The 14,987-nt window shown below is 36.7% G+C and carries 14 protein-coding genes; 6 read left to right on the forward strand and 8 right to left on the reverse strand.

From position 1 onward, the window contains the following. Positions 1 to 132 precede the first annotated feature (132 nt). The 3 genes from ACFFHT_RS09255 to ACFFHT_RS09265 all read right to left on the reverse strand — a co-directional run bounded on the left by ACFFHT_RS09255 (position 133) and on the right by ACFFHT_RS09265 (position 2,237). Positions 133 to 354, reverse strand: coding sequence for an HP1242/YdcH family protein (locus tag ACFFHT_RS09255; RefSeq protein ID WP_382375556.1), 222 nt, complete (start codon positions 352 to 354; stop codon positions 133 to 135). 76 nt (positions 355 to 430) lie between these two features. Further along, complete coding sequence (locus tag ACFFHT_RS09260) at positions 431 to 901, reverse strand: low molecular weight protein-tyrosine-phosphatase (RefSeq protein WP_382375558.1); 471 nt, start codon at positions 899 to 901, stop codon at positions 431 to 433. Between the two features lie 76 nt (positions 902 to 977). Beyond that, positions 978 to 2,237, reverse strand: coding sequence for an NRAMP family divalent metal transporter (locus ACFFHT_RS09265; protein WP_382375560.1), 1,260 nt, complete (start codon positions 2,235 to 2,237; stop codon positions 978 to 980). A 373-nt stretch (positions 2,238 to 2,610) separates the two neighbouring features. Between ACFFHT_RS09265 and ACFFHT_RS09270 the strand changes: the two genes are divergently transcribed. Both ACFFHT_RS09270 and yqfB read left to right on the forward strand, forming a co-directional pair. Further along, positions 2,611 to 3,264, forward strand: coding sequence for a trimeric intracellular cation channel family protein (locus ACFFHT_RS09270; protein WP_382375562.1), 654 nt, complete (start codon positions 2,611 to 2,613; stop codon positions 3,262 to 3,264). A 4-nt stretch (positions 3,265 to 3,268) separates the two neighbouring features. Beyond that, on the forward strand, positions 3,269 to 3,580 hold the full coding sequence (gene yqfB, locus ACFFHT_RS09275; RefSeq protein ID WP_382375657.1) for a N(4)-acetylcytidine aminohydrolase: 312 nt from the start codon (positions 3,269 to 3,271) through the stop codon (positions 3,578 to 3,580). On the opposite strand, the gene ACFFHT_RS09280 is transcribed toward yqfB, so the two are convergent. Then, the gene (locus tag ACFFHT_RS09280; RefSeq protein ID WP_382375564.1) at positions 3,531 to 4,382 is read right to left on the reverse strand and encodes a DNA ligase; all 852 of its coding nucleotides are present in this window, start codon (positions 4,380 to 4,382) and stop codon (positions 3,531 to 3,533) included. The genes yqfB and ACFFHT_RS09280 overlap by 50 nt on opposite strands. Before the next feature lie 185 nt (positions 4,383 to 4,567). Between ACFFHT_RS09280 and sodC the strand changes: the two genes are divergently transcribed. Further along, positions 4,568 to 5,098, forward strand: coding sequence for a superoxide dismutase [Cu-Zn] SodC (gene sodC, locus ACFFHT_RS09285; RefSeq protein WP_382375566.1), 531 nt, complete (start codon positions 4,568 to 4,570; stop codon positions 5,096 to 5,098). A 69-nt stretch (positions 5,099 to 5,167) separates the two neighbouring features. Here the strand turns inward: sodC and lysS are convergent, their stop codons facing one another. Further along, positions 5,168 to 6,676, reverse strand: coding sequence for a lysine--tRNA ligase (gene lysS / locus ACFFHT_RS09290; RefSeq protein WP_382375568.1), 1,509 nt, complete (start codon positions 6,674 to 6,676; stop codon positions 5,168 to 5,170). 28 nt (positions 6,677 to 6,704) lie between these two features. Continuing rightward, positions 6,705 to 7,803 (reverse strand): peptide chain release factor 2 gene (gene prfB, locus ACFFHT_RS09295; protein ID WP_382375570.1). Its coding sequence is split into 2 segments (ribosomal slippage): positions 6,705 to 7,727 and positions 7,729 to 7,803, totalling 1,098 coding nucleotides; the frame shifts between segments, so codons are not numbered across the junction. A 169-nt stretch (positions 7,804 to 7,972) separates the two neighbouring features. On the opposite strand from prfB, the gene ACFFHT_RS09300 reads away from it, so the two are divergent. Further along, entirely contained in the window at positions 7,973 to 8,812 is an 840-nt protein-coding gene (locus tag ACFFHT_RS09300) for a formate/nitrite transporter family protein (protein ID WP_382375572.1), read from the forward strand. Positions 8,813 to 8,869: 57 nt separating this feature from the next. On the opposite strand, the gene ACFFHT_RS09305 is transcribed toward ACFFHT_RS09300, so the two are convergent. Both ACFFHT_RS09305 and ACFFHT_RS09310 read right to left on the reverse strand, forming a co-directional pair. Then, positions 8,870 to 9,364 carry a YfbU family protein gene (locus ACFFHT_RS09305; protein ID WP_382375574.1) on the reverse strand — a complete coding sequence of 165 codons (495 nt, stop codon included), beginning with the start codon at positions 9,362 to 9,364 and terminating at the stop codon, positions 8,870 to 8,872. 95 nt (positions 9,365 to 9,459) lie between these two features. Beyond that, positions 9,460 to 10,206, reverse strand: a complete 747-nt coding sequence (locus tag ACFFHT_RS09310; protein ID WP_382375659.1) for an MlaA family lipoprotein — start codon at positions 10,204 to 10,206, stop codon at positions 9,460 to 9,462. Between the two features lie 324 nt (positions 10,207 to 10,530). Between ACFFHT_RS09310 and carA the strand changes: the two genes are divergently transcribed. Next, a complete protein-coding gene (carA, locus tag ACFFHT_RS09315; protein ID WP_382375576.1) occupies positions 10,531 to 11,691 on the forward strand; it encodes a glutamine-hydrolyzing carbamoyl-phosphate synthase small subunit in 1,161 nt (386 codons plus the stop codon). Positions 11,692 to 11,720: 29 nt separating this feature from the next. Beyond that, positions 11,721 to 14,909: a carbamoyl-phosphate synthase large subunit gene (gene carB / locus ACFFHT_RS09320; protein ID WP_382375578.1), complete on the forward strand. Its 3,189-nt coding sequence runs from the start codon at positions 11,721 to 11,723 to the stop codon at positions 14,907 to 14,909. The last annotated feature ends 78 nt before the right edge of the window (positions 14,910 to 14,987 follow it).

A 14,987-nucleotide genomic window follows, 5' to 3' on the forward strand; every position in this document is an offset into this window, starting at 1 on the left:
ATGGACTGAGTCCTGTTCAATACAGAATTCAGTCCTTAAAATAATCGTCCAACTTTTCGGGGTCAGATCACAACAGCACCTTTTTTATTTATTCCATAAAAAACCCAGTTATCAAAACTGGGTTTATTTCATTTATTTACTTTCAGCATATTGCTTCAAAATAACATACATTTCATCTTTTAAGCGTAATTTCATTTTCTTTAAGGTTTCAATTTCCTCTGGAGTGCCGTAATCAATCTTATCTATCATATTTTGAATTTTATGATCGAGTTCATTATGCTCATCAAACAACCTAGCAAAATGCTTATCTTCATTTTTTAATACGCTAATTAAATCACGATATTCTGGAAACATAATTTTCTCCTCTGGATAATTGCTCATAATTAATATAGCGTTTTTCCTTCTTGGCTGCTGTGAACAACATCACACTTTACTTTAATTGTTGCTTTATTTTCTCTAATAATGCTTCACAACAACTATCTAATAATTCATATGTTTCAGCAAAATTTCCTGTATACCAAGGATCAGGAATGTGATCTTTAGGTAATTGCGGACAAAGATCAGTAATTTTAAAAATTTTCTCTGGATGTATGCCAAATAGATCTTCTAAATCACTGATATTGCTGTTATCCATACCAATCAAATAATCAAACTGTTGAAAATCTTGTTTTTTTACTTGTCTGCTACGAAAATTATTACTCTCGATTTTATGTAAATCCAACATATCTGCCGTACCGCAATGCATTCCTTCACCACTATGCCAACCTGCTGTGCCTGCACTATCCACAAAAATTCGATCAGCTAAATTTGCCTTTTTTACCTTATGCTTAAAAATAAATTCTGCCATTGGTGAACGACAAATATTTCCCAAACAAATAAATAATACTTGAACTTTCTGCATCCGATCTCCCTGAAATTATCTATAAAAAAGGCAGATCAAAAATTACTGCCTTATAGATTAGAGATCAAGTAGTTAATTAGCTTAACCAACCTAATTGATAAACAATAAAGAACAGTGCGAATGCAGTTAAATATAATAAGCCAATTAATGATAACCAGTATAAGCCACCTTTAACTTGATGAGATCTACCTCTTAGTGTTAACAACATATTTAAAGTGGCAAAAATTGGTGTAGTAACAAAAGAAGCTATCATGGCAAATTTTAACATTGGTCCTAAGGCATTATTAAAGAAGAAGATAATCATCGCTCCCGATAAAGTAGCAAGAATAAATGAAATATTTAAATAAGCTGCTCGAGTACCTTTTTTATGCAGTAATAGTCGCAAACTCTCTACATTAGTACGTGAATAACCATCAATAACGGTTAATGTAGTGCCGAACATACAAAGAAATGCAATTAAAGCAATCAATCCTCTTGCCCATTCCCCGATTGTAGAAGAATACATACCTATCAGTTGTGCAACATATTTACCACCAACCATTTCAACTGGTACCCCTGAACCATATTGCACTAATGCCCCTAATGCGAGAAAGACTAGTGCTAAAATAGCCGTACCAATGTATCCAACATTAAAATCAAAGATCCCATCACGATAAGAAACTTCAGTGATACGTTTTTTCGCCACTACCCACATTGAATTAATTGCAGAAATTTCGATTGGTGCAGGCATCCATCCCATTAACGCAACAATAAAAGCTAATGCACCTAATTGCCATGGACTTTCACTCACATAATCTGCTGGAGCAACGCCACCTCGAACAGCAGCAATAGCAACTGCTAATACGGTTGCTATCGTCAAGCAAATCATAACTAATTTAGATAAACCATCTAATAGACGATATTGCCCTAATAATAAAATTCCTAAACTTACAACCAAAACAGTCAAACTCAGCGTTGGTACAGGTAATGGAATCACAAACGATAAAATCACAGCCGAAAGTAATGCTACTGCTGCAGTATTAATCATAGTGGCAAAAATATTTAATAAGAAGAAAATCCAAAGGTAAAACACACCTTTCTCTTTATACCCTTCTAGTAAGGTTTTATTCGTTTCTAAGGTATATTGCACCCCAAAACGGAAAAATGGATATTTAAATAAATTGGCTAAAATAATAATAATCGCTAACTGCCAACCATAAATTGCACCTGATTGCGTAGAGGCAATTAAATGTGAACCGCCAACTGCAGCAGATGCCATTAAAATACCAGGACCTAATGCAGAAAGACGGCGCTTTATTGTAGAAGATTGATCATTCGTAGTAGTTGTAATATTCATAGTAGTTCTCTAGATAGTTATCATAATATTGTGTTATCTAGAAAATAACATCACAAAAAAATTAGCAGATCAATCTACAAAAAAAGAATCTTTGTGAAGAAAAATTTTATAAAAAACTACTTTTTTATAATTTATAAGCATAAAAAAATCACTTCATTTTCCGCTAAAGACGTTTGTTTCTTATCTCAAATTATTAGTGGTGATTAATTTTTTTATAAAAGTTGTTACATAAAAATTTAATTGCTGATTATTTAAACTATTTACCTTTTAAATTAATAACTTACTGCCACTATTTAATATAAAACATTTCACTAATAATCCTACTTTCAAGTACAATCTTGCTTTTGCTCCCAACAAATAAAATACAATATTTATGTTATTAACTATTCTTTATTTAATTGGTATCACTGCCGAAGCGATTACTGGTGCATTAGCGGCTGGTAGAGAAAAAATGGATATTTTCGGCGTGATTATTATTGCTTCTGTCACTGCCATTGGGGGCGGTTCTGTACGAGATGTGTTGTTAGGACATTATCCGTTAGGTTGGGTCAAGCATCCTGAATATATTGCGATTGTCGCTGGTGCTGCGGTATTAACCGTTATTATTGCCCCATTAATGCGTTATCTAAAAGCCGTTTTCTTAATTTTAGATGCACTTGGTTTGATTGTTTTCTCTATTATCGGCGCACAAGTTGCGTTAAATATGGGACATGGTTTTATTATTGCTTCAGTTGCTGCCATCATTACAGGTGCATTTGGTGGTGTGCTACGGGATTTACTCTGTAATCGTATTCCATTGGTCTTTCAAAAAGAGTTATATGCAAGTATCGCTTTTCTTGCAACTGCAATTTATATCGGATTACAAGAAACTCATATTCCACCAGATGCAGTCACTCTCATCACATTAGCAGCCGGTTTTCTAGCTCGCCTTTTAGCAATTAGATTTAGGTTAAGTTTACCGGTATTTGATTACCAAGAGGATAAAAACTGGTCTTGGATGGAAAAACTGCCTAAACGGAAAAAATAAAATGATGAATCAAATTACTTTTTATCAACGTTTTCAACAGAATATTCTAAATGGCAGCAAAACGATCACAATTCGTGATGCAAGTGAAAAAGATTTCACTGTTGGTAGTATTGTTGATGTATTTACTTTTGAACAACATCAATGGTTCGCAAAAATCAAAATTCTTTCAGTTACGGCAATTTCTTTTCAGGAATTAACTGACATTCACGCACAACAAGAAAATATGACACTGAATGAATTAAAAACAGTCATTCGAGAAATTTATCCTAATACGAATCAACTGTTTGTGATCCATTATCAACTGGTTGAACCGTAACTCGTTGTCGCCAATAAGTGGCAAACTTAGGTTTTCCTTTCGCCGTTTCACCACGATATTTATAAGTAATCACACTACCAATCGGTGGTGGATTTGTACGTTCTGCAAGAGAAAACCCCGAACCAATTTTAAATTTTCCTCGATAATTCTCACAAGTAAGCGATCCCATTACATTATGGAATTGTCCTTTCCCTTTATGATGAGCTATCACTGTACACTCTTCATCTTGATGACGTTTAAGTTTTAAAATTTGATTGCTACGTCCTACCAAGTATTCAGCTTTTGGATTTCGCACTACTACACCCTCACCCCCTAATTTTTCCACCTGATCCAAAAACTGAAAAACCGCCTGTTTATTTTCAATCGGTAATTGTGGAATAATTTCAATATAAGAAGAAGGATGTTTAACTAAATAATCTTGTAATACTGCCAAACGCTGCCATAAATCCCCTTGTGCTTTTGGAACATCAAAGACATATAGTTTCAATTTATGCCAACCTTTATCCTCTAAACTTCTAGTAATACTAGAAATTTCTTCAAATTTCCCTCGTTCACTAAATAATTCACCATCAATCGCAAATGGGGGAAAATCTTTAATAAAGTACTCTGGAGGAAATAAACGATTCTCTTGCCGAGTAACTAATTGTTTACCATCCCAATAACCTCGTACCCCATCCAATTTCTCACTCATTACCCAACCTTGCAGATCTTGATCACGATACTCATTTAATAACATCACCGACTCTTTTGCGATGACAATCGAACAATAACAAAAACAACATAGCCCTAATAAAAAACGCATATTCATTCCTCAACATAATTACCGCAATAAGCATACAAACTTAATTTGAAACAAATAACTGTTAGTCAAAAAAATGTGAGCTAATTCGAAGAAATGAAATTAACTTCAAGTAACAGATTGGAAATAAAATATTTTAATGATAATTTATCGACGCTTTTACAACACTAACTACTAAGGTGATCGAAATGAAAAAATCATTATTAATCTTATCTTTGTGTAGTATTTTTAGTATTGCTGCAACTGCAAGTAATACCCTCACGATCAATATGAAATTATTAGATCCTACAAATGGTGATAAAGATATTGGCGTTGTTGAAGTAACTGAATCGCCATATGGTCTTGTATTTACACCAAAACTTCACGATTTAACACCTGGTGTACATGGTTTCCATATTCATGAAAATGCCAGCTGTGCAGCAAAAGAAAAAGACGGTAAATTAACCGCTGGATTAGGTGCTGGTGGACATTGGGATCCAAATAAAGCAAAACAACATGGTTTCCCTTGGCAAGATGATGCTCACTTAGGTGACTTACCTGCATTAGCAGTTAATCATGATGGTAATGCCTTAAATCCTGTATTAGCACCACGTTTAAAATCATTAGATCAAATTAAGGATAAAGCATTAATGATTCATGCTGGTGGCGATAATCATTCTGATCATCCTGCTGCACTCGGCGGTGGTGGAGCAAGAATGGCATGTGGCGTGATTAAATAATCTTCGTGTTTTTCTTATTAAAAAGCTGTACTTCTTCAAGTACAGCTTTCCTTTTTAATATTATTTTAATTATGCTTTGTGTTTCATCGCAGGGAATAAAATCACATCACGAATTGAAGCGGCATTAGCAAACAACATCGCTAAACGGTCAATCCCTAATCCTTCACCTGCTGTTGGTGGTAAACCGTGTTCCAATGCAACAACGAAGTCTTCATCTTTAAACATCGCTTCATCATCGCCTGCTTCTTTGGCTGCTACTTGTGCATCAAAACGTTCATTTTGATCCTCAGCATCATTTAATTCTGAGAAACCATTACCAATTTCACGTCCTCCAATAAAGAGTTCAAAACGATCAGTTACATCTGGATTTTGATCATTACGACGCGCTAATGGCGAAATCTCGGCAGGGTGTGCCATTAAGAAAGTTGGTTGGATCAAGTGGTGTTCTGCAACTTCTTCAAAAATAGCATTAACTAAACTACCCAACCCCCAAGATTTTTGTACTTCAATTCCTAATTTCTCTGCAACAGCTTTTGCACGCTCAAGATCATAAAGATCTTCTTTTACAATGCCTTTTTCTGCACCATACTTCAATACGGCATCGTGCATTGTAATACGTTCAAATGGTTTACCGAAATCAAATTCATATTCACCATAAGGAACAATAGTTGTCCCTAAAATATCGATTGCTAATTTACGCAATAATTCTTCAGTATTATCCATCAAATCATGATAATCAGCATAGGCTTGATAGTATTCCAACATTGTAAATTCTGGATTATGGCGTACAGAAACCCCTTCATTACGGAAATTACGGTTTAACTCAAATACACGTTCAAATCCACCAACCACTAACCGTTTTAAGTATAGTTCTGGCGCAATACGGAGATACATATCAATATCAAGAGCATTATGGTGAGTTACAAATGGGCGTGCAGATGCCCCACCTGGGATCACTTGCAACATTGGTGTTTCCACTTCCATAAAGCCTTTGCCAATAAAGTATTCACGAATACCCGCAATCACTTTAGAACGAATAACGAAAGTACGGCGTGATTCTTCGTTACTAATTAAATCGAGATAACGTTGGCGATAACGCATTTCTTGATCTGATAAACCATGGAACTTATCTGGCAATGGACGTAATGCTTTAGTCAATAACTCAATTTCTGTACAACGCACAGTTAATTCATTGGTTTTTGTTTTAAATAATGTCCCTTTTGCACCAACAATATCACCAAGATCTAACATCGCCATCACTTCTTCATACGCACCTTCAGGCAATAAATCACGAGCAACATAGAGTTGGATCTTACCGCTCATATCTTGAATAGTGATAAAACTAGCTTTTCCCATTTTACGACGAGTCATAATACGTCCCGCTACCGCAACAGGAATTTCCTTATCTTTTAGTGCTTCACCATCTTCATTTTCATAAGAAGTATGTAAATCACCTGCAAGACTATCGCGACGAAATGTATTTGGAAACGCATTTCCTTTTTGACGTAAACTTGCTAATTTTTCACGACGAGCTAGCATCTCACCATTTAGGTCAAGTTCTTGATTATGTTCTGACATAGTTATACCTTTTATTTCTCAATTATTTTTACAATCCAGCTTTTAAACTTGCTTCAATAAAGCGATCCAAATCTCCATCTAATACGGCTTGAGTATTACGATTTTCCACACCTGTACGCAAGTCTTTAATACGTGCATCATCTAACACATAAGAACGAATTTGGCTACCCCAGCCAATATCGGATTTACTGTCTTCCAACGCTTGCTTTTCAGCATTTTTCTTTTGTAACTCAAGCTCATACAATTTAGCTTTTAATTGTTTCATCGCTTGATCTTTATTTTTGTGTTGCGAACGATCATTTTGACATTGCACCACAATACCACTTGGCATATGGGTAATACGCACCGCACTTTCCGTTCTATTAACGTGTTGCCCACCTGCCCCTGACGCACGATACACATCAATCCGCAAATCAGCAGGATTGATTTCAATATCAATATCATCCGTAATTTCAGGATAGACAAACACTGCACTAAATGATGTATGACGACGATTATTAGAATCGAAAGGACTTTTACGCACTAAACGATGAATCCCTGTTTCAGTTCGCAACCAACCAAAAGCATATTCACCACTAACACGAATTGTAGCCGACTTAATTCCAGCTACATCACCATCTGATACTTCCATTAATTCAGTTTTGAAGCCTTTACTTTCTGACCAACGTAAGTACATTCGCAATAACATTTCGGTCCAGTCTTGTGCTTCTGTTCCCCCCGATCCCGCTTGTAGATCAACATAACAATCGGAACTGTCATGTTCACCACTAAACATACGACGAAATTCTAATTTTGCTAAATTTGCTTCTAACTGATCTAACTCAACAATCGCTTCATCAAAGGTTTCTTGATCGTCTGCTTCAACTGCCAACTCTAACAAACCTTCTACATCTTCTAAACCTTGTTGTAGATCTTTAATAGTATTGACAACAGCTTCCAATGAAGAACGTTCTTTACCTAACGCTTGTGCTTTCTCTGGATCATTCCAAATATCGGGCTGCTCCAATTCTGCATTCACTTCTTCTAAACGCTCTACCTTACTATCAAAGTCAAAGATACCCCCTAAGCGCTAGGGTTCTTTCACCAATATCGCTAATTCTGTTTTTAATAGGGTTAATTTCAAACATAATTTCAATCTTAAGTCACATTAGAAATCGGCAATTATAGAATATTCCTGTTATGAAGCCTAGTTTCTTTCAGAGAAATTTGTCAGCCACATCCAGATTTATGTGTGTTAGAATACATCGCTTAAGTAAAAATCAAGACCATAAATATTTATTACAAGGAGGAAACTCAATGAAATCAGAATTAGATACTTCAACACTTTCCTACCGAGATAAAATGGCGATTGAAGAGTATGAACGTCTCAGTCCTCGCCTACTCTACGAGATCATTCGTCAAGACGGAATAGAGGAATTAACACGTCCAACCAAAGCACTTATTTTTTCAGGAATCACTGCTGGTCTAGTTGTGACTTTTTCATTTGTTTTTAAAGCAATTTTTACTGCTTATGTTCCTAATGAACCTTGGGCACCACTAATTACCAATATGGGCTACACAGTTGGCTTTTTGTTGGTTATTTTAGGAAGAATGCAACTATTCACTGAAAATACAATTACCACTGTTGTCCCTTTGTTTAATCCACTAACTTGGCGTAAAGTAACGGCAGTTTCACGGCTATGGTTTATCGTATTTATTTCTAACCTCATTGGTACGGCTTTAGCAGCGTTATTCTTACAAAATCACCAAGCTTTTAATCCAGAGTTTGTCAATGCAATGCATGAAATTGCTATGCATGTAAAACATATGACTGTATCAGAAAATATTTTGAAAGGAATTCCTGCTGGTATTCTGATTGCCTCGGTCGTGTGGATGATGCCGTCAGTAAATAGTGGGAAGTTTATTATGATCTTCTTCTTTATCTATTTGATCGCATTAGGTGATTTTGCTCATGTTATCGTTGGTTCTGCGGAAGTCGCTTATTTAATATTCCAAGGTGAAGCCTCTCTCTATGACTACTTTATTACATTCCTTCTGCCAACCTGTTTTGGTAATATCTTAGGAGGAACAGTTGTCTTTACAATGATGATTTATGGTCAGGTCAATCAAGAAATTGAATTGCGAGCTAACCGTTAGCCATACACAAAAAGAAGGCAGAAAATATACTTTCTGCCCTTCTATTACGCCAACCTATTAAGCATTTAAAATCTTACGAATCTCTTCTGCACTGAGATGATATTCATGAGGGCAAGCACGCCAAGCTGCCAACATTTTTTGATATTTATCTGCCATACAAATTTGTGCGTCACTATCCTCAGTATAGAACACTACATCTGTATAAAGTTTCTCGGTTTCACGTAAGAACTTAACGTATTGGCAATATTTTTTCTCTCTTACCGCACAGTAACCAACAAATTTAATTTGGTGTGCACTCACCACTGATGGATCTTGTAGATTATTATAAGAAACTTGTAACGCATGATACATTTCCAATGTATCTCGTACCATCTTACATTCAGCCTCTGTTAAATAAGAAAAACCCTTATCTAACTCTTGTAACTCTTTTGCAAAACCACTTTGTACAATGGTTTTCAAACGACGATAATACGTAGCTTGTTCTGGATTAAGTAATGCCATTAATTCATATTGATTAGCTAAAATTAAACGTTGAGTGGAGGTCATTTCCATAATGCTATCCTTCTTACAAAACTAAAAATTTAATGCTGCTTACTGTAAAAGATCACAAATAACACAGCATTAATTTGAATCAAAAAAAGAGGAGATTAATCGATTTCATCGACAATATTTTTATCCAATGTTTCTTTTGGTTTATTATCAGATTTTCCATCTGATACTTTAAATTGTAAATTTTGGAAATAGGCTTCTCGATAAGTCACATAAGGATCTTGTGCTTGTTTAAGCAGAGCATCTTGATCTAACACACTAGCTCGCTTATCAACACCTTGAATTCCCCATTTCAATAAGCTCCATGGGCCTAATAGTGACAGCATTGGATAAGTCATATCTACGATATGCCCTAAATCTTGACGAGGTGTTGCTGCACCATAACCAGGTAAAACAACATAACTTCCCGTTCCCACACCATAATACCCCAACATATCACCAAATTCTCTGGTTTCATGCACTCGCAATGGCTTACTTGCACTCGCAATATCAATAAAACCGGCTAATCCAAAGACACTATTAATCCAAAAACGATCGAAATGAATCATCGCTTGTTTAAAATTGCCTTCTAATAAGCGATTCACAAAACTCATTGGCTCATCTAAATTACTAGTAAAGTTAGTCAATCCTGTTTTTACTGGTGCAGGCACATAATCCCGCCAACCTTGTGCCACAGGGCGTAATACATAAGGATCGAGATAATTGTAATTAACATTCCACATTGCCCGATTAAATCCTTGCAAAGGATCATTTCGTTCACCATTTTCATTATGACTAGCACAACCAGTAGTCACTGCAATCGCTGTCACTAGCATTAAAGATTTTTTATTCAGCCACTTTTTCATCATTTTATTTCCATTTGGATCAATAACTTTACTATTCTAATCAAAAATTACTGGTAAAAAAATGTTTACCAAAAAATAATACTTGCCTTTATTGAATAAATATTCAAAAATACTGCATATTTTTTCATTTAAAATAATCTTTCGTTTGTATTTAAACGTTTGCTCCATTAAAATAACCCGATTTTTTCGTTTATAGAAAAAACTTTCAGACACGATTTAGCCAACATAGTAAATGTATTATGCTATTACTATGTGATCTAAGTTGTGGTTAATGAGCATTCGTAAGTGTTCGACCAACACATAAATTTTATTTAGGAGTAATTGATGTCTGAACAAGCTATTCTCGTTCTTGCTGATGGTTCAATTTTTCGTGGCACAGCCATCGGTGCATTAGGACACACAATCGGTGAAGTCGTTTTTAATACCTCAATGACTGGCTACCAAGAAATCCTCACCGACCCATCCTATACCAAACAAATCGTTACCTTAACCTATCCTCACATTGGTAATACAGGTGCAAATAATGAAGATGTTGAATCTAATGCAATTTATGCCGCAGGTTTAATTATTCGTGATTTACCGTTATTACATAGTAATTTCCGTAGTGAAATGTCATTACAACAATATCTTACACAAAATAATGTGGTAGCGATTGCGGATATTGATACTCGCCGTTTAACCCGTTTATTACGTGATAAAGGTGCAATGCCAGGTTGTATTATGGCTGGTGAAATCGATGAACAAAAAGCCCTAGAATTAGCACAAAGTTTTGGTTCTATGGCAGGTAAAGATTTAGCAAAAGAAGTCACTTGTGATACACCTTATGAATGGACAGAAAAAGTATGGCAACTTGGTGTAGGCTATCCACAACAAGATCATTTCCGTTTCCACGTTGTTGCTTATGATTTTGGGGTTAAACGTAATATTTTAAGAATGTTGGCAGAACGTGGATGCCGAATTACTGTCGTACCAGCGACGACACCAGCCCAAGAGGTATTAGCGTTAAATCCTGATGGTATTTTCTTGTCGAATGGTCCAGGCGATCCCGAACCTTGTGAGTATGCAATTACCGCAATCAAAACTCTACTTGAAAGTAAAAAACCAATTTTTGGTATCTGTTTAGGACATCAATTATTAGGCTTAGCTGTTGGCGGAAAAACAAAAAAAATGGCATTTGGTCATCACGGTGGCAATCACCCAGTAGAAGATCTTGATAATAATAAAGTATTAATTACTAGCCAAAACCACGGGTTTGAAGTGGATGCAGACAGTTTGCCAAATAACGTACGCATTACTCATCGCTCACTCTTTGATGGTTCTGTACAAGGCATTGCTTTAACGGATCAATCCGCTTTTTCATTCCAAGGTCACCCAGAAGCAAGTCCTGGTCCACATGACGTAGCTTATCTATTTGATAAATTTATTCATGAAATGGAAGTTGCTCGTCATACTCATACTGCTGCTTCTTATGTGGTTCGTTACTAAACAAGATACAAATTAATGGAAAATAGATTATGCCAAAACGTACAGATATAAAATCAATCCTTATTATTGGTGCGGGTCCAATCGTTATCGGGCAAGCGTGTGAATTTGATTATTCAGGTGCACAAGCCTGTAAAGCCTTACGAGAAGAAGGCTATAAAGTTATTTTAGTCAATTCAAATCCAGCGACTATTATGACCGATCCTAATATGGCAGATGTCACCTACATTGAACCAATCCGCTGGCAAACCTTAGCAAAAATCATTGAAAAAGAACGTCCTGATGCCATTCTTCCAACCATGGGAGGACAAACAGCATTAAACTGTGCTTTAGATCTCTCTAAAAATGGAGTATTAGCGCAATATAACGTTGAGTTAATTGGTGCAACTGAAGATGCGATTGATAAAGCAGAAGATCGTGGTCGTTTTAAAGAAGCAATGCAAAAAATCGGACTCAACACACCAAAATCTTTTGTTTGTCATAGCTTTGCAGAAGCTTGGCAAGCTCAAGAAGAGGTCGGTTTTCCAACCTTAATTCGTCCCTCTTTTACGATGGGTGGTTCTGGTGGTGGAATTGCTTACAACCGCCAAGAATTTCAAGAAATTTGCGAACGTGGCTTTGATGCGTCGCCAACCCACGAACTCTTAATTGAGCAATCCGTTCTTGGATGGAAAGAGTATGAAATGGAAGTGGTGCGAGATAAAGCAGATAACTGTATTATCGTCTGCTCAATCGAAAACCTCGATCCAATGGGCGTACATACTGGTGATTCAATTACTGTTGCTCCTGCACAAACATTAACCGACAAAGAATATCAAATTATGCGTAATGCTTCGCTTGCAGTATTACGTGAAATTGGTGTTGATACGGGTGGTTCCAATGTGCAATTTGCCATTAACCCAGAAAATGGTGAAATGATTGTGATTGAAATGAATCCTCGTGTGAGTCGTTCTTCTGCATTAGCATCAAAAGCAACTGGTTTCCCGATTGCTAAAGTCGCTGCTAAACTTGCCGTAGGTTATACCTTAAACGAATTACGCAATGATATCACTGGCGGTTTAATCCCAGCTTCCTTTGAACCATCTATTGATTATGTGGTTACGAAAGTACCTCGTTTCGCCTTTGAGAAATTCCCACAAGCCGATGATCGTCTTACCACGCAAATGAAATCCGTTGGTGAAGTTATGGCAATGGGCAGAACCTTCCAAGAGTCATTACAAAAAGCCTTGCGTGGCTTAGAAACAGGCATTTGTGGCTTTAATTTACGTTCAGAAGACAACGAAAAATTACGCCATGAAATTTCTAACCCAGGACCAGAACGCTTACTCTATGTTGCCGATGCTTTTGGTTTAGGTTGGTCTTTAGATGAAGTTTATCGCTATACCAAAATCGATCCTTGGTTCTTAAGACAAATTCAAGATCTTGTTTTAGAAGAACTCGCATTAGAAAAGAAAACCTTTGATCAATTAGATTATGCTGAATTACGCCGTTTAAAACGTAAAGGATTCTCGGATAAACGTATCGGACAACTGACGAAAGTTAGCGAAGAACAGGTAAGAAATCGCCGTTATGAACTCAATCTGCACCCAGTGTATAAACGTGTCGATACTTGTGCTGGTGAATTCAAATCAGATACTGCTTATCTCTATTCAACTTATGAAGAAGAGTGCGAAGCAAATCCATCTACTCGTAAGAAAATTATGATTCTTGGTGGTGGTCCGAACCGTATTGGTCAAGGGATTGAATTTGACTATTGTTGCGTCCACGCTGCTTTAGCCTTACGAGAAAGTGGTTTTGAAACCATTATGGTGAACTGTAACCCAGAAACAGTTTCTACTGACTTCGATACTTCAGATCGCCTTTATTTTGAGCCACTTACCTTAGAAAATGTATTAGAAATTATTCATCTCGAACAACCATTTGGGGTAATCGTACATTATGGTGGACAAACACCATTAAAACTGGCTAATGCACTACATGCCAATGGTGTTAATATTATCGGTACCTCAGCAGATAGCATTGATGCGGCAGAAGATCGCCAACGTTTCCAACAAATTCTTAATGATCTTAACTTAAAACAGCCACCTAATCGCACTGCTCGCAATAGTGAAGAAGCTGCTAAATTAGCAGAAGAAGTGGGCTACCCATTAGTCGTTCGCCCATCTTATGTATTAGGCGGACGTGCAATGCAGATTGTCTATAACGAAGAAGAATTAAATCGTTATATGCGTGAAGCTGTGCAAGTGTCCGAAGATAGTCCGATCTTATTAGATCACTTCCTTGATAATGCCACTGAAGTCGATGTGGACTGTATTTGTGATGGCGAAATTGTTGTGATTGGCGGTATTATGCAGCACGTTGAGCAAGCAGGTATTCACAGTGGCGACTCTGCATGTTCATTACCAGCCTATTCCTTGAGTCAAGCTATTCAAGATGAAATCCGTCGTCAAACCGCAGCAATGGCAAAAGCCTTAAAAGTGGTTGGTTTAATGAATGTGCAATTTGCCGTACAAAATGACACAATTTATGTCCTCGAAGTCAATCCGCGTGCATCTCGTACTGTCCCATTTGTGAGTAAAGCAACTGGCGTACCATTAGCCAAAATCGCCGCTCGTGTGATGGCTGGCATCTCCCTCACAGAACAAGGCTTCACCCAAGAAGTGATTCCAGAAAAATTTGCAGTGAAGGAAGCCGTATTCCCATTTATCAAATTCCCTGGTGTCGATACGATTTTGGGACCTGAAATGCGTTCTACTGGTGAAGTAATGGGGGTTGGTACAACATTTGAAGAAGCCTTTATCAAAGCACAACTCGGTGCAGGTGAACGTATTCCACAAACAGGCAAAGTGTTCTTATCCGTTGCCGATCAAGATAAACAACGTATTTTACCTGTCGTGAAACAATTACAACGCTTAGGTTTTGGGCTATGTGCAACTTACGGTACAGAACAGTTCTTAGCTGAACACGGTATTGTCGTGCAACATATCAATAAAGTGCGTGAAGGCCGCCCTCATATCGTTGATGCAATTAAAAATGATGAAATTGCATTAGTGATTAATACGGTTGATGGCAAACCAGAATCCATTGCAGACAGTCATTCTATTCGTCGTAATGCACTACAACATAAAGTTATGGTGCTAACAACTGCGAATGGCGCATCTGCACTCGTTAGTGGTTTAGATAAATTAGAACAACTCGGTATTTATTCACTACAAAGTTAATTATTATATCCTCTGTTATCTTTTATTAAGATAGCAGAGGATTTCTTATTTTAATCTCTCCTTTAAATTTTCTCGTTT

It is taken from the genome of Gallibacterium melopsittaci (assembly GCF_042433085.1).
Taxonomy (GTDB): domain Bacteria; phylum Pseudomonadota; class Gammaproteobacteria; order Enterobacterales; family Pasteurellaceae; genus Gallibacterium; species Gallibacterium melopsittaci.